The sequence below is a fragment of the Enterococcus sp. C76 genome (assembly GCF_040886985.1).
Taxonomy (GTDB): Bacteria; Bacillota; Bacilli; order Lactobacillales; family Enterococcaceae; genus Enterococcus_B; species Enterococcus_B lactis.
Genome location: NZ_JBFOEY010000001.1, coordinates 380347 through 402685, shown reverse-complemented (window position 1 = coordinate 402685; position 22339 = coordinate 380347). Strand labels below are relative to the sequence as shown.

Below are 22339 nucleotides of genomic sequence, written 5' to 3'. Positions count from 1 at the left end.
AACTAATCAATTTTTGTGATTTCAACTTCTGGCAATAACTCATCAATCAGTTCGCGAGCTGCCAAGTCATCAGAAAAAGCCGTTGCGCTTCCACAAGCAACTCCCCATTTAAAGGCTTCGATCGGATCTTTTGTCCGGCTGTAAGCACCAATAAAACCGGCGATCATTGAATCCCCTGCACCTACTGAATTTTTCAATGGGCGAACCAATACATTCGTTTTATAAGTTCCTTGTTCTGTAAAGAGCAAAGCGCCGTCTCCAGCCATTGAGATCAGCACATTCTGTGCCCCTTCAGCTAGTAATTTTTTTCCATACGGAATGATTTCTTCTACAGATTGGAAGGTTGTATTGTAAAGCTCAGCTAATTCGTGATTGTTTGGTTTGATCAACAACGGTTTCTTAACAAGTGCGTTTTTTAGATCATCACCTGTTGTATCGATTACGAAATCTGCACCTTTTTCTCGAATGATATCAATCAGTTCTTGATAAAATCCTTTTCGTAGGCTGGCTGGCGCGCTTCCTGACAATACGACGATGTCTCCTTGTTCTACTGTCCCTAGCGCTTGCTTCAATTCATTGATTTCTTCGTCTGAAATAGCTGGACCTAAACCGTTAATTTCAGTTTCAGTATCTGATTTTAGTTTGATATTGATTCTTGTATCTTCTTGCACGTGTGTGAACAAAGAGTTGATTTGTTCTTTTTCAAGCCACTTCGAAATAAATTTGCCAGTGAATCCTCCTAAAAACCCTAGTGCTGTAGATTGAGAATCGATCCGTTTCAAAATACGGGAAACATTGATCCCTTTTCCTCCAGGCAATTTGAAGTCTTCTTTCATCCGGTTCAAATCACCTAGTTTTAACCCATCTACGCGTACAATATAATCAATTGATGGATTAAGTGTTACTGTGTAAATCATTGTATTGCCTCCTTAATTGTTGTCTTTTCACGGAATTCATTGATGAATTCTAATGGACAACGCTCGGTTATGATCGTGGCTGATTCCAAAGGTGCAACAGAGGTGAAAGACAACTGGTTGAATTTAGTATGATCAATCAATACAAATGTCTCTTCAGAATTTTTCATGGCTAAACGTTTAACAGCTGCTTCTTCTGGATCCGGAGTCGTGAATCCTTGCTCGATATGCGCACCGTTCATTCCCATAAACGCTTTATTGAAATGAAAATGTTTTAGTTGTTCTATCGCATTAGATCCTAAAACAGCATTGGTTGACAGCTTGATCGTTCCACCTAAAATGATCGTACCAAGCTCCAAATCAACTAAATTTGCCGCATGTTGAACGGAATTTGTCACCACTGTGATTTGTTTTCCTTGTAAAAAAGGGATCATTTCTAAAGTAGTCGAGCCCGCGTCTAAATAGATGACATCTTCGTCATTAATGGTTTCAGCTGCCAATTTGGCGATCTGCTGTTTTTCATGAATGTTTTTGAGTGATTTTTCGCTCATATTCTGCTCAAAATTCAATAATTGCTCTTTCTTAGCGCCGCCATGGACTCTTTCTAGAAAACCACCATTCTCCAACTCTTGCAAATCACGCCTTATCGTTGATTCTGAAGCATTCAAAAGGTTTACAAGATCTTGTGATTTCACGATTTTCTGCTGTTCAAGCAAGTCTAGGATTTTTTGTCTGCGTTCCTCTGTAAGCATTTTCACGATCACCTCAATACAAATAATAGCATATTTTTTTTAGACTCGCAATACAAATCAGTCAAAAACGTTCACAAAAATTATAAATCAGTCAAAAAATAAAAAACCAGTCTTTTTTTGACTGGTTTCCTACTTTATTTGACTATTATCAAACTGTTTTATCGTTTGTTATTTTCGCTTCTTGTTTTTTTCATATAAACAGTAGCAGGTTTTCTTTCCTTATGAAGAAGGTAATAATAAAGTCCCATCCCACCAAACATGACCAAGAAACCGATGACTGATCGAATAGGAAAATTAGGAACAAAAAAGAGACAGACGGATAATAATGATGCTGGAACCATTATTCGATAATAAAGTTGTTTATCCATTTTCTTCACCTCATATTTTTTGTAAAGTAATCAATTGTTCTAATTCGCGATAATCTAAAAACTGCACACGCAGATGCTTCTCGCCTTTCTTGACATCAAATTGGACACTACGCCGTTTTTTCTTTATTCGTTTGAAGGCAATATCAGAGAGCCTGTGTTTGATTTCCTTTAACGGTAAATCCGGCAGTGCTTCAGAAGGAACATAGATTCTTAATGATAAAAGATAATCTTGATATTTCTCATCTGTTACCTCTACTTCTAGATATTCCCTGATGTAATAACAATACGCTTCGATTCCATTGTCCAAAGCAACAGTCGGATCGATGATCTTATAGCACATCATGCGCGCGCGATTCTCGTCAACCCAAGGAAAATACGCCTGAGCATTCAGTGTTCCGCGGACACGTCTTTCTTTATAATTTCCTCCTTGAATATCATAACTTTTCGTTACAAAGAACGAGGCATTTTTTTTGGGAACAGGTTGCATCTGCGCATTTTGATACTGGACAGATTGAATCGTATGATCAGTATAAATGTATTCAACAAATGGTGGTTTCAACAATCCCACGCCGTTATCCCAAGCAAGGTGGTCAAACCCAAGCTGGTCTCTAAAATAGGATTGGAAGAGCTGATTGTTTGTTTTTTGCCAATTGAATGGGTCTCGATAAAGCTGGATATATATGACTTCGTTATCTAATTCTTTTACTTTTTCTACTTGTTGTGTATCGAGAAAAATCGGTTTGGGGATGATTTGATGGTAATAGTGACTGTAATACATTTCCCAGCATGAGGTAAAACATAAGCCTTGATAAAAAAGATCGTAGCCTGGAAATTGATTGCAATCCACTACTACGTCGCCATTTTTCTGTTTCATTTTAGGTAAACGCTCGATTTCATCCATCGTCTCAAACAGCAGCCGCTGGGAGATCTCTTTTGTATTGTGATAGATAAACTCGCTATACGCTCTCATATAAGCAAACACACCATGGGCAATCATTTTTTTCTGAATGAAATCTCGAATCAAAAACTGGTTTTCTTTGAAAACAGAGATAGCCAATACATTTTTTATCAACAATTGATTGCCTTCCAAACGAAAACTACACTCGTTCTCGTCATTCCCTACAACTACCCAGCTTTCGTCTCTTACCGATGCGAGCATTATTTTTTCTTGCAGTTTCCTAAGATTATACGGGTCCGCTTGTTTAGTGAAAGAGCGGATAAATGTTGGTTGGATCAACAGACGTGTCAAAACAGCCCAATCGCTTATTTCCTGTTTTTTTTCTTCATCATCTAAGTCTGTGAGCTGGATAGTCATTAATAATTTATCTTCACCAATCATTTTCTCACCTCTTTCAAATCTTTTTATAATTTAATTATAACGAATGATAAAGAAAAACTAAAACTTTTTGTCTTGGAAACCAATTTTAGGTATTACATGGTAAACTAAGTAAAAAAGGAACAAAGAGGTGTTCGCGATGGGATTGAAATTTGAACGTACAGACAATTTAGATAAACTTTTCGAATCATTTGCTGTCGATCCGGAAAAAACAGTTGCGCCAAAAGAAGAAATCGATCGGTTTCTAAAACCGCAACCACAAAAAGAAAAGAAAAAAGACAAGAAACAAAAGTAAGATAAGTTCTGCAAAAAAAAAAGACTTACCAGCCAAACTTTTATGGAAGAGTTTGACTGGTAAGTCTTTTTTATTCTTTTTATGATTCGATTGCTTGTTCGATTGCTGCCCATGCTTCTTCTTTTCCTTGTTTTGTAACGGAAGAAAAAAGAATAAATGTGTCATTATGATCAAAATCCAATGCTTTTTTGATCTCGCTTTCATGCTTGTTCCATTTACCGCGAGGAATCTTATCTGCCTTAGTAGCAACAACGATCACAGGGATATCATAATACTTCAAAAATTGATACATCTGGATATCTTCTTGAGAAGGCTTATGGCGTAAATCTACTAAAGAAACGACCGCACGTAGTTGTTCTCTGGTCGTTAAATATGTCTCGATCATCTTTCCCCATTTTGCTCGTTCAGTTTTGGATACTTTTGCATACCCGTATCCTGGAACATCGACAAAATGCAATGCATTCTCGATCAAATAAAAGTTCAAGGTCTGGGTCTTTCCAGGCTTACCGGAAGTACGCGCTAAATTCTTTCGATCAATCAACGTGTTGATAAAAGAAGATTTCCCTACATTTGATCGCCCTGCCAGAGCTATTTCCGGCAATTGTGTCTCTGGATATTGTTTTGGTGCCACTGCACTTATGATGATTTCAGCTTGATGGACTTTCATGGTCTCTCTCCTTAAAAAGGTGATGAATAAAGCAAGCGGCTGTCGTAAAAGCCAAAATGACTTTTACGGCAGCCTCTTCTCATCAACCCGCTTTTTTCTCTGAATCTTTATAGATCACTGTTGGCTCACCAGACAATTCAGCTGCTTCTTTGGTAATAATCACTTTTTCGATGTTTTCATTTGAAGGAATATCAAACATCACATCCATCATGATTTCTTCGATGATAGAACGAAGACCTCGAGCACCAGTGTTGCGTTCGATTGCTTTTTTCGCAATAGCTCTCAACGCTTCAGGTTCGAATTCAAGTTCAGTATCATCTAGAGAAAGAAGTTTTTGATATTGTTTGACTAACGCATTTTTTGGCTCAGTCAAGATCCGCACCAGATCATCTGTTGTCAATTTCTCTAAAGCTGCCATAACAGGTAATCGTCCGATAAACTCAGGAATCAATCCGAATTTCAGCAAATCTTCAGGAATGATATGCTGCATGACGCTTTCGTCTTCAGAAAGTTTTTGGTTTTGTGTACCAAATCCAATCGTTTTTTCGCCCATACGGTTTTTCACGATTGTTTCGATACCATCAAACGCCCCACCTACGATGAACAAGATATTCGTCGTATCGATCTGGATAAATTCTTGATGTGGATGTTTACGTCCTCCCTGAGGCGGAACACTTGCAACAGTTCCTTCTAGAATCTTCAGCAAGGCTTGTTGGACGCCTTCACCGGAAACATCACGAGTGATGGATACATTTTCGCTTTTACGCGCGATTTTATCGATCTCATCAATATAGATGATCCCTTTTTCTGCACGTTCCACATTGTAATCAGCAGACTGGAGCAATTTAAGTAAAATGTTTTCTACATCTTCACCCACATAACCAGCTTCTGTCAAACTTGTCGCATCTGCGATTGCAAAAGGTACATTCAACGTTTTTGCTAATGTTTGTGCCAAAAATGTTTTCCCTGACCCTGTAGGTCCGATCAAGCAGATATTGCTTTTCTGTAGTTCAACATCATCTGTGTTCTCTTGTGCTTGCTGATTGACACGTTTGTAGTGATTGTATACAGCGACAGCTAACGAGCGTTTTGCGCGATCTTGTCCAATCACGTAGTTATTCAATACTTCAAGAATTTCTAGTGGTTTAGGGACTTCAGTGAATTCGCGTACAGCTTCTTCATAAAATTCTTCATCAATGATTTCTTTACATAGGTCGATACATTCATTACAGATGTAGACCCCTGGACCAGCTACGATTTTTTTCACTTCTTCTTGGGTTTTCCCACAAAAAGAACAGCGTACGGTCTCATTGCTACTTGGATTGTCATACATGGTCTTCACCCCTTAACTTGCAAAAAGTATGCAAGAAACTATCAGAGACTTTACAGTCTTTTACTATCATAACATAGTTTAGTAAAAAGAAAAAGTGTTTAACAAAGGATCGATTGACCTATATCTTTGTATATTTTCACGCTTAACAAAAAATAAGGGACTGTGACAACAAACATGTCACAGTCCCTTATTTCATGACCTCTATTACTTACTTTCTATTCTTTTGCTTCTGTCGCTGTACCTGTGATCAATTCGATTGCTTTTTTCATTGTCACATCATGTTCCAGCATATCTTCTGTCAACACGCGTTTGATTTGTTCGATTGGCATGTTGTATGTTTCTGATAATTCTTGGATTTCTGCATTGATTTCTTCTTCTGTTGCTTGAAGATTTTCAGCAGCTGCAATTGCTTCGATCACAAGATTTGTTCTTGTGCGCATTTCTGCTTCACCTTCGAATTGTTTATGCAAGTCTTCTTCTGTAGAACCAGTTAATTGATAGTACATTTCAGGAGAGATACCTTGACGTTGCATGTTGTTCAAGAATTCGTCCATTGAACGATGTACTTCATCATGAACCATCACGTGTGGCAATTCAACGATTTCTGCGTTTTCAACAGCCATACGGATTGCTGCTTCATCTTTTGCATCGTCCGCTGCTTTTTCTTTTGTTTCTACTAATTCTTTGCGATATTTTTCTTTCAATTCGTCTAATGTTGATACTTCGTCATCCACATCTTTTGCGAATTCGTCATCTAATTCAGGCACTTCTTTTGCTTTTACTTCATGGATTGTCACTTTGAAAACTGCTTCTTTTCCAGCAAGATCTTCTGCTTGATAATCTTCTGGGAAAGTTACATTTACATCTAGACTTTCACCTGATTTATGACCAACTAATTGATCTTCAAATCCTGGAATGAATGAACCTGAACCTAATTCAAGTGAGTAATTTTCGCCTTTTCCGCCATCAAACGCTTCGCCATCTACAAAGCCTTCGAAGTCGATTACTACTGTATCGCCATTTTCAGCTGCAGCATCTTCTTTGATAACTAATTCAGCTTGTGCTTCTTGTTCACGTTTGATACGTGCATCCACGTCAGCATCTGTTACTTCACGGTCTTGTTTTTCAACAACTAGATCTTTATATTGTCCTAATTTTACTTCTGGTTTCACTGTTACTTCAGCAGTGATTACCCAATCTTGACCTTTTTCCATGCTTTCAACATCGATTTTTGGTTGAGAAACAGGATCGATGCCAGCTTCTTTGACAGCAGCTTCATAAGCTTCTGGTAATACAGCATTCAATGCATCTTCATATAAAGCTTCTTCACCGTACATACGGTTGAATACTTGACGAGAAACTTTCCCTTTACGGAATCCAGGTACGTTCAAGCTTTTTTTCACTTTATTAAACGCAGTTGTTAATCCTTTTTGGATTTCGTCTTGCGCAATCGTAAATTTTAAAACACCATCATTCGTGCCTTTTTTTTCAAATGTTGCAGTCATTTAATTCCCTCCGAGTTTAGAAATTCATTTTATACATCAAAAACGTTTCATGCATACCTTTAAATAGTACACTAACCCTTTCAAATTGTAAACATATTGAATGGGTAGAATCCTTGTTTTTCATAACATTTTTATCTTTTTCACTGATAAAATCTAATGGAAGAAGATCATTTGCTGCAAAATTTTCTCTCGTTTTTTAAAAAAATCTTGTTTTTCATCTTCCGTATCATCATACATCGTTTTTCCTGTACATGCCTCTACAGTCAGTTGAAACCAACGCCTCGGGTCTTCAATGTATGTATCATAGACAGGATAAACGATTGCAGATTGCAACGTAAATTCTTCTTTCAGCACCGAACTAAGTAGCGCATCTTCATTCCCATAGTGGTCTGATAACACACACAATTGTCGATAACTTGACTGTTGCTGTGGCTTAGGCAAATCTTTGGGTATGACTTTGACTAGTTTTTCTTCAATCGTCAAATAGAAAACAGGGTTGCATTCATTCAATTGCCTGAGTGTCTCCAGCAATTTTGCCCTCGCTAAAATATGGACCTCTGGTAATACAATCAGTTTACTCGCTGTTTGGATAAACTCATGGTAAGGAAGCTGTTCGATCTCCTCGATAGACGACAGCTGACGTGCTGGTTCCAATGAAGGAAGTTCCTCCGATTTTTTATGGAGTGCCTTGACTTTTTGCCTCTCCATTTGTCCGGACAATTCTTCTGCAAATTGGATTTTTTCAATGATACGCTGCTCAAAAGATTCATAAAAATCTGTACTTGCTATCAATTTTCTAGCATATAAAAAATCTTGTGCGCTGATTAACAAGTCAAAATAAAATTCAGCAAACTCCTCGTTTTGAAGATACTGTTTTTCATGTAAGAGTGCTTGTTTCAACGCTTCTTTTTTCTCGTCTAACTCATAAAGACAAAAAACAAGCAGGCTATTAGCCTCAAAGCTTTCTTTCAACTCGTAAGCACGTTGAAATAGTTCTTTTGCCTGCTGATATTGCTGGTTTGCTAGTGCTTGTTGGGCCACTCGCATTAAATTCTCATATTTTTCTGGAAAATCAATCGGCTTCACGCAGTGTCCTCCTCTTGCTTATGTTCAGCTCATGTTCAATAGTAGCAAAACAAAAAAAGCATGACAATTAAAAATAATCGAAGCATCCTCTAAAAGCTAGATTTTTGATCTGACTTTTAGAAGATGCTTCAAACTACTGTTTTTTATGGATCATCAGCTGTTAACTTCTTGGTTGAATGCTTTGATCAGATTAATCGTAACGACACTTGTATTAGTGAAAAGATCTCCCAGATGCTGCTTTTTCTGATTAAAGATTGCTGGAAGATACCCTAACATCAGCAAAGGAAACTTTAGAATGAACCGGCAAGCACCTTCTCTAACTAAAACAGTTGACCAGCTAAGTTCTTCTTCATCAAAACTGATGACTCGAATACCGAAGATCATTTTCCCAATCGTTTGGCCATGATTGAGTTTCGTCAATAAAACAAAATACGCTAAATAAATGAGTAATGCTGTGAATCCATAGAGACTCAAATACGAATCTGAAAAATTCAGCCAACCTAGATTTTTGGCAATACCAAGTGTTAAACGTGTAATAGCTCCGATACACAAAAGATCGATCAAGAAGGCAAACATTCGGATCAAAAAACCTGCATAGAAATAATGAGGAAAATCATTTGCTTTTGGTGGTTCATTTTTTGTGTCAGTATACTTTTTCCATTTCCGTTGTTTCTTTTTGATTTCTTCTGACGTCATCGGTTCTCTTTCAAAAGAGCTCAGCACCTTTTGGGAAAAGCTTGGATCAGGTCCCACAGCAGGCTGCTGCTGCCTCTCTCTTCCTTGTTCCTTATTTTCGTTTGGAAGTTCCGTCATGCTTACTCACCTCCGTAATAATACATTGCTTTTGGTGATTCTGCAGTTCCGAGATTCTCAAGTATTGATAAGATCTGACTAGTTTCAGAAGATTTCAATCCTTGGAACTCTGCCAGTTTGCTCCCTAACCATGTGCTGGCAAATCCAGATGATGTGGAGGAATATTCTACTAATTCAGCATCTTCAAGTTTTTGTTCCTTTCGCATAGCTTGTAAGGCGTCTTCAGGGAATCCCAATTCATCGACTAAACCTACTTCTTTTGCTTGGACACCATCATAAATCCTTCCATCTGCTATTTTTTTGACTGCTTCTTCAGATTTATTTCGTCCCTCGCTAACGATTCTTACAAATCGTTGATACGCACTATCAATATACGCTTGAAGCACTGCTTCCTCTTCTTTTGTCTCTGGGCGTGTTCCTGAACCCATGTCTTTCAATGCGCCACTTTTCACTGTTGTGTCTTCCACACCCAGTTTTTCTAAAAGGCCTGAATAATTCAATCCTGACATGATCACACCAATTGAACCGGTCACTGTTTCTTCGGTTGCAAAGATTTTATCTGCTTGAGCAGAAATATAGTAACCACCGCTAGCTGCCATGTTTTTCATACTGACATACATCGGGATATCATGTTCTTTACGGATCGTATCTAATTTCTTAGCGATTTCCGCACTTTCATAGACACCGCCGCCAGGAGAGTTTACTTCTAAAAAGATTCCTTTGACTGTTGGATCTTCTTCCACAGCTTTCAGTTGTTCCATGAAATTTTCATGGTTATAGCCTTCAGAAGCAAATAAACCAGAAGATCCTCCTGCAGCAATCGTACCATCTACTGTTAGTTTTACGATTTTTTGCGTACTGTCTCCCTCTTCCAACACATTTGGTACTAACTCTTCATCCCCGTATAACCAACTGTTCAACCCTTCGACTTGATTGTTTTCCTGAGGCTTAGTCAAACTCGCCGAAACTAACGAAACCACAAATAATCCCGCAGCAATCAGAACTGCTGCCCAACGTTTTTTATTCATTCTTTCTCCTTTCTAATACAAGTTTTTTATGACGATTACAGTTTCTGACTGCTCGGAAGCGTCGAACCGCTCTGCTTTTTCTTCACGCGCATACCCGGAAAATGATTCTTTTGTCCATTCATCTTCTACCGTAAACTCTCGCGCTTGGACAACTTCCAAGGCATCAGGTGCGATTTCCTGGATGCTATCCCAACCAGTATCTAAAAATATTTTTGTATCATCTGATACACCAGCTGATGCTTCAAATTCGGACAATTGTTTTTTTAACCTTCCAAGTGTCATGATTTCGATTTTTGAATCCATTTTTCTCCTCCTTCATCCTATTACTTTCTATTGTACCGAACTCCTGAAAAAGATGATAGATAAAAACCGATTATTTTTTGACACAAAACGCACCCCCAAAAGGAAATTCGATATATACCAATTTATTTTTATTCTTTTTTTGTTGACAAAAACATTCGCAAAAGGGTATGATTTTAAATGTTTCCAGATAAAAAATAAAAAAGGAGGATAGTTATACCTTTTAGGATAGCGCCTGGTCTGTGTAAACAGATGACGAGGAGAGGGTTTATCGAAAGATTCGGCGGATGACCCTAGGGACTGCACTCTACAGAAGATCCACAAAAAGTATCTGCAAAGATAAAACAAAAGGATTTTCCTGCAGCTGGAAGCATTCATACGAATTCATTATAGAAAGTAGGATGTTTTTTATGTGCGGAATTGTTGGAATGATTGGATTAAAAAATGTAACACCAGGATTGATTGGCGGGCTAGAAAAATTGGAATACCGCGGTTATGATTCAGCTGGCATCTTTGTCTCAGATGGCACGACAGATCATTTAGTCAAGGCACAAGGCAGAATCCAAAATTTAAAAGAGAGAATAACTTCTGATACTACAGGAAATATAGGCATCGGCCATACACGTTGGGCAACCCACGGACAACCATCTGAGGAAAATGCCCATCCACATACTTCACAAAGCGGACGTTTCGTGCTCGTCCATAATGGCGTGATCGAAAACTTCGAAGAACTTAAAAATGCTTATTTAACAGATGATCACTTTATCGGTGAGACAGATACTGAGATTATCGCTCATCTGATTGAAACTTTTGCGAAGGATATGACGGCAAAAGAGGCATTTTTAAAAGCTTTGCGCATCATCAAAGGTTCTTATGCTTTCGCTTTGATTGATCGTACAACACCTGATGTGATTTATGTAGCAAAAAACAAAAGCCCATTGTTAGTCGGACTTGGTGATGGATTCAATGTGATTGCCAGCGATGCAATGGCTATGCTTGCTCATACGAAGAAATTCGTCGAGGTCGAAGATGAAGAGATGGTTACCGTTACATCAGACAAAATTATTATCCAAAATTTTGCGGGCGACATTATGGAACGTTCTTCATTTGAAGCGCAAGTAGATGCTTCAGATATTGAAAAAGGCACCTATCCTTTTTATATGCTGAAAGAAATCGACGAACAGCCTATTATCATGCGCCGTATTGCTCAAAAATACGTAACAGAAGACAATCGGGTCCCTCTTGATCCAAAACTGATCGATACATTATCTGACAGCGATCGAATCTACATCGTTGCTTGCGGAACTAGTTACCATGCGGGATTAGCTGGTAAACAGACTTTGGAAGAATTGACACAGATTCCTGTCGAGGTTCATTTAGCTAGTGAATTCGGCTATAACACACCTCTTCTTTCAAAAAAACCATTCTTTATTTTCTTGAGTCAAAGTGGCGAAACAGCGGACAGTCGGCAAGTGCTGGTAAAAATCAACCGTCTTGGCTATCCTTCACTTACGATTACAAATGTTGCTGGCTCTACTCTTTCGCGAGAAGCGTCCTTCACCCTATTGTTGCATGCCGGACCTGAGATTGCAGTAGCATCAACGAAAGCTTATACTGCACAAATAGCAGTACTGACTTTATTAGCCAAAGCTATCGGTGACAAAAAAGAAGTAGAAACTTCTCTTTCGTTCGATATCACTCATGAATTGAGTTTAGTCGCAAATGCGATGGAATCGGTCATTGCCCAGAAAGATTATTTAGAGGAGCTGGCTGCAGAATACCTCAGTGACACAAGAAATGCTTTTTATATCGGACGCGGGGCAGACTACAACGTTTCTCTTGAAGCCGCTTTGAAATTGAAAGAAATCAGTTATATCCAGGCAGAAGGTTTTGCTGCTGGTGAATTGAAACACGGAACAATTGCTTTGATTGAAGAAGGAACACCCGTGATCGGAATCATCAGTGAAGAAGTGACTGGCGCGCATACTCGAGGTAATCTGAAAGAAGTCGAAAGCCGTGGTGCTAAAACATTAGTTATCGTCTCAGAAGGATTAGAAAAGGAAAATGACCAATTAGTACTGCCAGCAGTCCACCCTTATCTGTCTACTCTTGCCACAGTCGTACCGACTCAATTACTTGCCTATTACGCTACACTGTTACGAGGGTTTGACGTTGACAAGCCACGTAATCTGGCGAAATCAGTGACAGTTGAGTAACGTTTCTGTACGGGAAATCATTTGATTTTTGCAGTCTTTTGTAAAAAAATAAAAGCATAGTATGTACCGAACACCAAAAAATTTGATTTTTAGTGTTCGGTATTTTTACTTTATTTCCCGTTTACTTTTTAAAACCTCGTTTCAATAAATCGTTCACTTTCTCTGTCTATAATATTGGAGTTCCTTTAATAATTTGGCTTTTAATTCCGTTTCTTCAACTACTTCAAGTAAATCAAACCCTTTTTGCATTAATTTTGTATCGTTTTGGCAGTACCCTAATCTTACGAAGATCGCGCCTAGAAAATCAGCTCGTTTTGCTCGTTTCGCAATATCTTTTGCTAGATTCAACATGTATCGGCCATCTTCTACAAGATTTTTTTGTATATATATTTGAGAGATATTCATCAAAAGTGTCAGTCTTACTGTATCGACAACATCCAATCGATTATATCTATCAAGCGTAGCTAATAGAATCGGATACATTATTTCTAACGTGCTGATTTCTAGATGGAATGAAATGATCGCAAATATTTGAATATCTCTTAATGTCCACACCTCTATTTTTGAAAGCCGCTGCCAAATCGGAGTCACCAACCCTTTGCATTCTGTTTTATCAAAGTCTATAGGATCAGCAGATAAATACAAGCGTAAAATCAACAGGATTTCTTCTATTTTTTTATCTGAACAAGTAGATGTAAATTCTGAACATCGTCTATACAACTTTCTTATCTGTGCACTTTCTGTATTTGAAATAATAGAATAAAAATCCTCAATAAGCCTTGTACGATTATCTCTATTCTCTATATTTGCCAAATATCTAAATTCATCTAAAGATACATCTATCCTCTCTAATAAATAACAAGCATTTTCAAACCTTGGCTCCGTCTCATTTTTTTCAATCCGCGAAAGAGTTGTCCTATCTAAAAAATCATTACAAACTTCTTTTTGAGTCATTCCTTTCCCTTTCCTTATATATCGATACATTTCGCCAAACCTCAATTTTTTCTCCCTCCAAAATTTTTGTGAGCTTATGCAACAAATCTACCAAAAACAATTCGATGATTATAAAATATAAGGGTAACAAAGAAACTATTATACTCATATTATAACAAAAACAAAATGGAGGTTGTCCTATGATAAGAAAAATGCTTATTATTTTTGTCACTACAATTGTTGTTTCCTCACTCGTCCTGACTTCTACTGCAATCGTCTCCCTTGCTTCTGAATTAGATACTACCACTATCAAGCCTGATGTTTACAAAAATGATAGTTATATAGATGCTAACGGCAATAGAGGGACTGGTAGAATAACCTTGACTGAAGCACGCTGGAGTTCTACCTATGATTTTCGATGGTAACAAAATTAACGCTCTTACGCTGGTCTATTCTCTTTTTTGATAGTATAGTTGCTTCTCTTGTTTTATACTTCCTTATTGCGGACGGGCAAAACTATTATTACGTCTATCTATTGGCTCAAATTCCTAGTTATATTATTCTTGATCATATCCACAAAAAAATAGGATTAAAAGCAGATAGAGCGCCCAAACGTGCTATTTTACTAGTGATGTTGATTTTTTTCATCTCTTACATTGGTATAATATTTCTTACACAATATGTTTTTAAATAAAAGAAAAAGCAAAGACCAGCAACGAATAACCGTCACTGGTCTTTGTTTTTTGTCTTATATTTTAGGTTCTTAATCTAGACCAATTTCTTCTTTGACTACTGCCGCGATTTTATCGACATAGTAATTGACTTTCTCATCGGTAGGCGCTTCTGCCATCACACGAAGTAATGGTTCTGTGCCGGAAGGACGAACTAGGATTCTACCTTCTGATCCCATTTCAGCTTCTGCTTCTTCGATCACTTTTTTAATTGCTGGAACATCCATCGCACCATTTTTATCACTTACGCGGATATTCACTAATTTTTGCGGATAAATCGTTACCTCTGCTGCAAGCTCAGATAATTTTTTACCCGTCTGTTTCATAATATTCAACAACTGAATTCCTGAAAGCATCCCATCACCAGTTGTGTTGAAATCTAAGAAAATCATGTGTCCAGACTGCTCGCCACCAAAATTATAATCGTTTTTGCGCATTTCTTCTACAACATAACGATCACCGACTTGTGTAACGACATCTTTCAGACCGATTCCTTCTACCGCTTTGTGAAAGCCTAAGTTGCTCATCACAGTTGTAACGATAGTGTCTTTTTTCAAGCGATTTTTTTCAGCTAAGTATTTAGCACAGATAAACATGATTTTATCACCATCGACGATATTCCCAAGTTCATCTACCGCGATGATGCGATCGCCATCGCCATCGAAAGCTAGACCAGCGTCTGCTCCTTTTTCAACGACCATCTCAGCTAAACGTTCTGGATGTGTAGAACCTACCCCATCATTGATGTTTAAACCATCTGGATTTGTGCCCATTGTATAGAAGTCTGTTTCAAGATCAGCGAACAAACGATTGACACTTGTTGAAGTTGCTCCGTTTGCTGCATCGACACAAATCGTCAAACCGGAAAGATCGCCATTGATCGTTTGTACAAGGAATTGAGAATATTTTAATAAACCTTCTGGAAATTCTTCTACAGTTCCCAAACCATCAGCTGATGGACGAGGCAATTCATCTACTTCTGCATCCAATAACGCTTCGATTTCTAGTTCTTGATCATCTACTAATTTAAAACCGTCTGCACCAAAAAATTTGATTCCATTATCCTGCGCTGGATTGTGAGAAGCAGAGATCATGACTCCTGCACTTGCTTTTTGTAATCGTGTCAGATAAGCAACACCTGGCGTAGAAATCACACCTAGTTGGAACACTTCGATACCCACCGATAAAAGTCCTGAAATCAGCGCTTCTTCTAACATTTGACCTGAGATTCTTGTATCCCGCCCCACTAGTACGCGTGGGCGTTTTCCTTCTTCTTCATGCTGGCTTAGGACATAACCTCCGCATCGTCCCAGCTTAAATGCAAGTTCTGGCGTAAGTTCCTTGTTGGCTTCACCGCGGACGCCGTCTGTTCCAAAATATTTACCCATAGTTGTAAAATTACTCCTTTAACTTAATTTTCCGAGGAATTTGTTCTGCTCATTTGTGTTGATTCGCTTGTTTGCGATGTTTCTTCTGTACTCGTGGATGAACTGCTTGTTGCAGATCCCGAACTAGAAGAAATGGACGTTGTTGTTGAAGGTACCGTTACTGAATCAGCAGATGAAGTGCTTGTACTTGTATTTGTATCTTCTTGTGTCCGACTGCTTGTCGAAGCGGAACTGCTGCTTGACGTTTGCATTACGGGTGTAATCTCCACACTGACTGATTTAGGTTTGATACTTAGTCCTTCTTCTACTGGTATTTCGATTTTACGAGTTGTTCGATGACTGATTCCTGAGACATTGATCGGTACAGCGATACTGTCGCTGATTGATGCAAGCAAATCGCTAGATCCGCTTACTTCTGCTTCCAAGTCTGAAAAACTGAAATCATAGCTTTCAACCCCAGCAGCCGGTGTTCCTTGTTGCGTCCCATAAAGTCGTACCGTTTTGCTTGGTTTGATTGCATCAGCTTTCACAGTTACTTGCACTGGATCGGAAATGATACTTAATATTTCTCCTGCAGCATTCAGCGCTTGTATCGGCACTTTACTATTGATGCCATCATCCGTGACCATCGAAGCATCCACATCAGCTACTACTCGTTTGATTTCGGCCAACGTTTTGTCACCTGTAGTGATAGAGACTTTTTTAGGACTAACGGAAGTATCATCTAGTTCATATCCAGATGGTGTGATCGTTGAAGGGATCAATGTTTCCACATCGAAATCTTTTGTCACCTTTTTCTCAACCGTTACTGTAATAGTCGATGGTTCCATCTTTGCTGTGACAGCACTGCTCAAGTTCTGAATTTTCAGCGGAACTTCATGTGTTCCTTCGCCAAGCTTAGTGATATCTGCAGTGATGCGAAACATCCGTGTATCTTCGTTTGCTTCTGCATTCAACTGGACTCGGTTGGCACTGGAAAGTTTGACCGTCACTGTGTTTTCATATCCATGGATATAATAGCGTTGCGAATCATAAGAAATTTTGATTGGTACACCAGTGACTGTTTGATTATACGCTTCATTTCCAGAAAGCGTGTTTTGAACGGACTGTCCATTTGCATTGAAGTACAGTGCAATACTGAACAGCAATGCAATAAAACTGTAAAGAATACTTGTCCGTTTCTCTTTTGAGATCATTTGCGATCCCCTCCCTTAGTCATACCGTCTAGGAAAGATTGAATCACGTTTTTCTTATTTTTTGTTTTCTCTTCAGCAATTAGTTCTCTACGCAAGATTGCCAAATATTCTTGCTGGGATAAGCCAGCCATCAGTTCATTGTCTAACGTGATGCTGACGTCCCCGGTTTCTTCAGAGACAACGATGGTGATCGCGTCGCTGACTTCGCTTATACCGACAGCTGCCCGGTGTCGAGTCCCGAATTCTTTAGGAATCAACATACTTTCTGATAGTGGAAGATAGGCGCTTGCTACTGCGATCTTTCCTTCTTTTACAATAACTGCACCATCATGCAGCGGTGTATTAGGAATAAAGATATTGATCAGCAACTCCCCAGTGATATCTGCATCTAAAGCAATCCCTGTCTCAATATACTCATCTAATCCAGTATGACGTTCGATAGTGATCAGCGCACCGATTTTTCGCTTGGACATATATTGGATGGCTTTGTCAAAAGACAAGATCATCTTCTCATCTTCCTGCTGTTCGCTTTTTGATTGTTTGAAAAGCGAACTGCGTCCAAGATGTTCCAGTCCTCTCCGGATTTCCGGCTGAAAAATCACGATAGCAGCTATCACCCCGTACGTGATGACTTGGTTCATCAACCAAGACAAGGTGTGCAGACCAATGATTTCCGCTACGATTCGGATAACAATAAAAATAGCTACACCTTTCAGAAGCTGAATCGCTTTTGTGCCTCGCAGCAGTTGGATCAGTTTGTATACAAGATACCAGACAACCAGAATATCAAGTATGTTCACCAAAAAATTCAGAGAGAACAAGTCACCGGAAAACATTTGCTGCCAATAGTCCAAATTAAAAAGTTCCCCGATTTGAAATGACATAAAAAGCCTCTCTTCTCTTTTGAGATTTCCTCTCTAGTATATCATATGTTTTAATTTTAGAGGCTGATCTGCTCGTTTTTTTCTTGAGAAAAACACATAATTTTCAAGAAAATTACAAGTATGCGTTTTATTTTTCTCTAGAATAAAATTTTTAAAACCTCAGAGAATTATTCATTACATTTTTTCTGTTATTTTTCACTTTTTTCTTCTGCAACGTGTTCCATTTTTTTACGTCGTTCTGCTCTGGCGGCTCTTCGGGCTGCTCTTCTTTCTTCCGCTTCAAGATCCGTCGTTTTTTCTTTTCTCGTCTTAACGACTACATCAATAGACTCTTCTGGTTCAAGTCTTTTCTTGATTTTTTCTAATTCTCCTGACAGTGCAGCATAGTTGTAAAAACGTGTTTTAGCATCTTGGACAGTCTTTTCAAATAAAGCTTTTGCAAGATTTGGATTTGCGTTCTCTAGCGAGGAAAAGCGAACTTGTTTCCTCATGAAATCAGGCATAGCAGAGAAATCAGGTTTTTTGTAGTCCAAAGTCATTGGTTTTTTGTTTTTTTCGACCATTGTAGGGTTATATCGATATAATGACCAATAACCAGAAGAAACAGCTTCTTTTGCTTCTTTAAGCGATTCTTTCATTCCACCAAGCAAACCATGTGTGATACAAGGTGTATAGGCAATAATCAGAGAAGGACCAGGATACTTTTCTGCTTCTTCAAATGCTTTGATTGTCTGCATTTGATTGGCACCTGAAGCGATTTGTGCTACATAGACATTCCCATATGTCATCGCCATCATCCCTAAGTCTTTCTTTGAAGCATATTTTCCACTAGCTGAAAATTTAGCGATTGCTGAAGCTGGTGTTGCTTTTGATGTTTGACCGCCAGTATTGGAATAGACTTCGTTATCCAAAACAAGGATATTTACATCTGCTCCGCTAGCAAGTACATGATCGATCCCGCCAAAACCAATGTCATAAGCCCATCCGTCTCCGCCAATCATCCATTGGCTGTTTTTTACGAATAGATCTCTTCTCTTGTATATACCTTCCAATTCAGGGACAATTGATCGTTCGTTTTCGATCGCTGCTTGCAGTTTTGCTGCTCTTTGCTGCGTTCCTTCACTCTCAAAGAGATGTTCCAACCAGTCTTCCATCAATTCTCGCAGTTCTTCTGATACTTTTGGCAATACTTCTTTGATTGAATTTGCCAAAGCCTCACGACGAGTCTGTGCCGCCAGAAGCATACCATAACCAAATTCAGCATTATCTTCCAATAAAGAATTTGACCATGCAGGCCCTTGACCACATTCGTTTGTCGTATAAGGCGAAGCTGGAGAGGCACCGCCCCAAATAGAAGAACAGCCTGTCGCATTCGCGATCATCATTCGATCGCCGAACATTTGTGTCAATAATTTTACATAAGGTGTTTCGCCACAGCCTGAGCAAGCGCCTGAGAATTCAAGAAGCGGTTGGTTGAATTGTGTCGATAAAACCGTGTTTTTCCCTTTCACTGGATTTTCTTTTTGTCTTAGCGTCATTGCAAAAGCCCAATTCATAGCTTGTTCTTTCTGTTCTTCATAAGGTTTCATTACTAAAGCTTTGCCTTTTGCGGGACAAGCCTCTACACACAGACCACAACCTGTACAGTCTTCCACTGAAACTTGGATACGGTATTTTACGCCGTCTGCGCCTCGCATTTCTCTCACGATAAATCCTTCTGGCGCTTCTTCCATTTCCTCTTCATCTGCTAAAAATGGACGGATGGCAGCATGAGGACAAACAAAGGCACATTCATTACACATCGTACAGCGATCACTAATCCACTCAGGTACTTCTAAAGCGACACCTCGCTTTTCAACAGAAGCCGTTCCTAAAGGCATTTCGCCAGTTGTCATTCCATTTGCTACAAGCGTACCAACAGAGAGATGATTCCCTTCCTGTGCATTCACCGGCTCAAGGATTTCTTGTACATACCCCCTGTTTCTTTTATTGATTTTTTCAGGCATCTCCAATGTTTTCCAATTTTCTGGAATCACAACTTCATGAAGCAGTTCGATTGTCCGATCGATTGCCTGTATGTTTTTTTCTACGATAGCCATTGATTTATGCCCGTAGCTTTTTAGCGCTTCTTCTTTTAGCAACGGGATCACTTCATCAAATGGAATGATGTCAGCTAATTTAAAAAATGCTGTTTCCATTGCCGTATTGATTCGGCGTCCCAAACCAACTTCTTGGGCCAATCTCATGGCATTGATCGTATAGAACCGAATGTTATTTTCAGCCAAGTAACGTTTTAATTTTATCGGCAGATGCGTTTCTAATTGTTCGTCACTCCAAAGAGTATTCAGTAAAAAGATTCCACCTGGCTTCAATCCTTTGACCAAGTCATAGCTATGCAGGTAAGCTGGTGTGTGACAAGCAACAAGGTCCGCATGCTCGACAAGATACGCTGAACGTATCGGCGTATCTCCAAAACGAAGATGAGAGACAGTTAGACCGCCAGATTTTTTCGAGTCATAATAAAAATAGCCTTGAGCATATTTGTCTGTGTGATCCCCGATAATCTTGATGGCTGATTTATTTGCACCAACTGTTCCGTCAGATCCAAATCCCCAAAACTTTGCTTGGAATGTTTGCGGTTCTGTTAAATCTAGACTTTCTTTTGTTTCCAAAGACTGATAAGTCACATCATCCACGATCCCTACGGTGAACCGTTTTTTGCGTATACTTGGATCTTTTTGCAATTCATCAAAAACTGCCGAGATTTGATCGGGCGTCACATCTTTCGAACCTAATCCGTAGCGACCACCAATAATAGCCGGGCGAAATTCAGAATCATATAACGCACTTTGAACGTCTAATAAAAGGGGTTCTCCCCCTGCTCCTGGCTCTTTACTTCGATCAAGAACAGCGATTGCTTTTACTGTATGAGGTAACTTTTGCACAAATGTTTCCACTGGAAAAGGTCGATAAAGATGGATATTCAAAAAACCTGTTTTCCGTCCGTTTGCATTCAAATAATCAACTGTTTGCTCAATCGTCTGTGCAACTGATCCCATCGAAACAATGACCTCTTCTGCATCAGCTGCTCCGTAATAAGTCACCAAATCATAAGAAGTACCTCGTAATCGATTGATCTCTTTCATATATTTTTGTACGATTGCAGGTAACTTATCATAATACGGATTGATTGTTTCCCGTTGTTGAAAATGAATATCTGGATTCTGGTTCGTGCCACTAACTGTCGGATGATTGGGATTCATCCCTCGTTTACGAAAAGAAGCTAATTTCTCCTGATTGACCAAAGGAGCTAATTCTTCATATTCCAAAACTTCGATTTTTTGAATTTCGTGACTCGTACGGAACCCATCAAAGAAATTCAAAAAAGGCAATTCGCCTTCAATGGAAGCAAGATGGGCAACAGGTGCTAAATCCATCACTTCTTGCACACTGCTTTCAGCTAGCATCGCAAACCCTGTTTGTCTTGCAGCCATCACGTCTCCATGATCTCCAAATATATTTAAAGCATTCGTCGTCACTGCCCGACTAGCAACGTGAAAAACACTTGGCAGCAGTTCCCCAGCAATTTTATACATATTCGGTATCATCAAAAGCAACCCTTGTGAGGCGGTATATGTAGTTGTCAGCGCACCAGTTTTCAGTGAACCGTGAACCACGCCAGCTGCTCCTGCTTCGGACTGCATTTCCACTACTTTTACTGGTTGACCAAATACATTTTCTTTTCCTGCTGCTGACCATTGATCGACTAATTCAGCCATGGTCGAACTTGGCGTTATCGGATATATTGCAGCAATCTCGGTAAAAGCATAAGAAATATACGCGGCTGCCGTATTGCCGTCCATTGTTTTCATTTTTCGCATGATTCATCATCCTTGTTCATATTCTCTCTTATTATCTGTTCCATTATAACGTAAAATATTCCATTTTTTCTTTTATTTAGAAAAATATTTCACATACGTCTATTTCAATCATTTTTTTAGAAAAACAATCTAAATCGTTGCCTTTTTTTGTCAGACATGTGTAAACTATAACCGAAAGAGGTGTTTTTACATGGATATATCAGTGATTGATGCAACAAAAACAACTACAGAAAAAGGTATTACTTATGGTTCATCAGATGCTCCTAAAAAAATGATCGAATTCATCAACTTAGCTTGCCCATATTGCCGACAATGGTTTGAAGAATCTCATGAGCTATTGGAAGAAGCCGTCCAAAGCGGTCAATTACAGAGAGTGATCAAATTATTCGATAAAGAAAAAGAAAGCTTGCAGCGAGGAAACGTGATGCACCGGTATATCACGATCAGCGATGGACAACAAGCAATCAAAGAGATTAAACAAATATTCGATACTCAAGACGAGTGGAAACATCTTTCGCTCCAAGGAGTAGCGGATTTTGCAGCAGATAAATTAGGGCTGGCAGAACAAAAAGACGAACAGCTGAGCCAAGCTATCATAAACGAAGCTGAGCAAGCACATATTCGATTTGTTCCAACTGTCATCTTGGGTAAAGAAATCTTTGATGAATCTATTTCAAAAGAAAAACTAAAAGAATTGATCCAAGCAAAATAAA

The 22339-nt window shown here is 38.9% G+C and carries 20 protein-coding genes; 4 read left to right on the top strand and 16 right to left on the bottom strand.

Going from position 1 to position 22339, the window contains the following annotated elements:
• Positions 1-2: 2 nt before the first annotated feature.
• From pfkB to AB3I00_RS01975, 4 genes are all read right to left on the bottom strand, one after another.
• Positions 3-917 (bottom strand): 1-phosphofructokinase, encoded by a 915-nt coding sequence (gene pfkB, locus AB3I00_RS01990; RefSeq protein WP_002329300.1) that lies wholly within the window; start codon positions 915-917, stop codon positions 3-5.
• Entirely contained in the window at positions 914-1666 is a 753-nt protein-coding gene (locus AB3I00_RS01985) for a DeoR/GlpR family DNA-binding transcription regulator (RefSeq protein WP_016628985.1), read from the bottom strand. The genes pfkB and AB3I00_RS01985 overlap by 4 nt, the downstream gene beginning before the upstream one ends.
• Before the next feature lie 158 nt (positions 1667-1824).
• Positions 1825-2034, bottom strand: coding sequence for a hypothetical protein (locus AB3I00_RS01980; RefSeq protein WP_002297541.1), 210 nt, complete (start codon positions 2032-2034; stop codon positions 1825-1827).
• 10 nt (positions 2035-2044) lie between these two features.
• Positions 2045-3373, bottom strand: a complete 1329-nt coding sequence (locus AB3I00_RS01975; protein WP_368024678.1) for a hypothetical protein — start codon at positions 3371-3373, stop codon at positions 2045-2047.
• Between the two features lie 136 nt (positions 3374-3509).
• Here AB3I00_RS01975 and AB3I00_RS01970 point away from each other — a divergent pair, with 136 nt between their 5' ends.
• Positions 3510-3665 (top strand): SPJ_0845 family protein, encoded by a 156-nt coding sequence (locus AB3I00_RS01970; protein ID WP_002292066.1) that lies wholly within the window; start codon positions 3510-3512, stop codon positions 3663-3665.
• Positions 3666-3744: 79 nt separating this feature from the next.
• Here the strand turns inward: AB3I00_RS01970 and yihA are convergent, their stop codons facing one another.
• The 7 genes from yihA to AB3I00_RS01935 all read right to left on the bottom strand — a co-directional run bounded on the left by yihA (position 3745) and on the right by AB3I00_RS01935 (position 10400).
• On the bottom strand, positions 3745-4332 hold the full coding sequence (yihA, locus tag AB3I00_RS01965) for a ribosome biogenesis GTP-binding protein YihA/YsxC (RefSeq protein ID WP_002292067.1): 588 nt from the start codon (positions 4330-4332) through the stop codon (positions 3745-3747).
• Positions 4333-4414: 82 nt separating this feature from the next.
• Positions 4415-5665: an ATP-dependent Clp protease ATP-binding subunit ClpX gene (clpX, locus tag AB3I00_RS01960; RefSeq protein WP_002292068.1), complete on the bottom strand. Its 1251-nt coding sequence runs from the start codon at positions 5663-5665 to the stop codon at positions 4415-4417.
• A gap of 215 nt (positions 5666-5880) precedes the next feature.
• On the bottom strand, positions 5881-7170 hold the full coding sequence (gene tig / locus AB3I00_RS01955) for a trigger factor (RefSeq protein WP_002292069.1): 1290 nt from the start codon (positions 7168-7170) through the stop codon (positions 5881-5883).
• A 153-nt stretch (positions 7171-7323) separates the two neighbouring features.
• Positions 7324-8256 carry a hypothetical protein gene (locus AB3I00_RS01950; RefSeq protein WP_368024677.1) on the bottom strand — a complete coding sequence of 311 codons (933 nt, stop codon included), beginning with the start codon at positions 8254-8256 and terminating at the stop codon, positions 7324-7326.
• A gap of 153 nt (positions 8257-8409) precedes the next feature.
• Positions 8410-9069 (bottom strand): RDD family protein, encoded by a 660-nt coding sequence (locus tag AB3I00_RS01945; protein WP_002314848.1) that lies wholly within the window; start codon positions 9067-9069, stop codon positions 8410-8412.
• A gap of 2 nt (positions 9070-9071) precedes the next feature.
• Positions 9072-10097: a signal peptide peptidase SppA gene (gene sppA, locus AB3I00_RS01940; RefSeq protein WP_002319582.1), complete on the bottom strand. Its 1026-nt coding sequence runs from the start codon at positions 10095-10097 to the stop codon at positions 9072-9074.
• A gap of 12 nt (positions 10098-10109) precedes the next feature.
• Complete coding sequence (locus AB3I00_RS01935; RefSeq protein WP_086285952.1) at positions 10110-10400, bottom strand: hypothetical protein; 291 nt, start codon at positions 10398-10400, stop codon at positions 10110-10112.
• 407 nt (positions 10401-10807) lie between these two features.
• Here AB3I00_RS01935 and glmS point away from each other — a divergent pair, with 407 nt between their 5' ends.
• The gene (gene glmS / locus AB3I00_RS01930; protein ID WP_368024676.1) at positions 10808-12613 is read left to right on the top strand and encodes a glutamine--fructose-6-phosphate transaminase (isomerizing); all 1806 of its coding nucleotides are present in this window, start codon (positions 10808-10810) and stop codon (positions 12611-12613) included.
• A gap of 153 nt (positions 12614-12766) precedes the next feature.
• Here glmS and AB3I00_RS01925 read toward each other — a convergent pair whose 3' ends face one another.
• Entirely contained in the window at positions 12767-13597 is an 831-nt protein-coding gene (locus tag AB3I00_RS01925; RefSeq protein WP_368024724.1) for a helix-turn-helix domain-containing protein, read from the bottom strand.
• 149 nt (positions 13598-13746) lie between these two features.
• Between AB3I00_RS01925 and AB3I00_RS01920 the strand changes: the two genes are divergently transcribed.
• Positions 13747-13971: a hypothetical protein gene (locus AB3I00_RS01920; RefSeq protein ID WP_002314843.1), complete on the top strand. Its 225-nt coding sequence runs from the start codon at positions 13747-13749 to the stop codon at positions 13969-13971.
• A gap of 338 nt (positions 13972-14309) precedes the next feature.
• On the opposite strand, the gene glmM is transcribed toward AB3I00_RS01920, so the two are convergent.
• From glmM to nifJ, 4 genes are all read right to left on the bottom strand, one after another.
• Positions 14310-15665 (bottom strand): phosphoglucosamine mutase, encoded by a 1356-nt coding sequence (gene glmM / locus AB3I00_RS01915; RefSeq protein WP_002292085.1) that lies wholly within the window; start codon positions 15663-15665, stop codon positions 14310-14312.
• A 23-nt stretch (positions 15666-15688) separates the two neighbouring features.
• Complete coding sequence (locus tag AB3I00_RS01910; protein ID WP_368024675.1) at positions 15689-16861, bottom strand: YbbR-like domain-containing protein; 1173 nt, start codon at positions 16859-16861, stop codon at positions 15689-15691.
• Positions 16858-17745, bottom strand: a complete 888-nt coding sequence (cdaA, locus tag AB3I00_RS01905; protein ID WP_002287821.1) for a diadenylate cyclase CdaA — start codon at positions 17743-17745, stop codon at positions 16858-16860. The genes AB3I00_RS01910 and cdaA overlap by 4 nt, the downstream gene beginning before the upstream one ends.
• 188 nt (positions 17746-17933) lie before the next feature.
• Positions 17934-21626, bottom strand: a complete 3693-nt coding sequence (gene nifJ, locus AB3I00_RS01900) for a pyruvate:ferredoxin (flavodoxin) oxidoreductase (protein WP_368024674.1) — start codon at positions 21624-21626, stop codon at positions 17934-17936.
• Positions 21627-21816: 190 nt separating this feature from the next.
• On the opposite strand from nifJ, the gene AB3I00_RS01895 reads away from it, so the two are divergent.
• A complete protein-coding gene (locus AB3I00_RS01895; RefSeq protein ID WP_002314839.1) occupies positions 21817-22338 on the top strand; it encodes a DsbA family protein in 522 nt (173 codons plus the stop codon).
• The last annotated feature ends 1 nt before the right edge of the window (position 22339 follow it).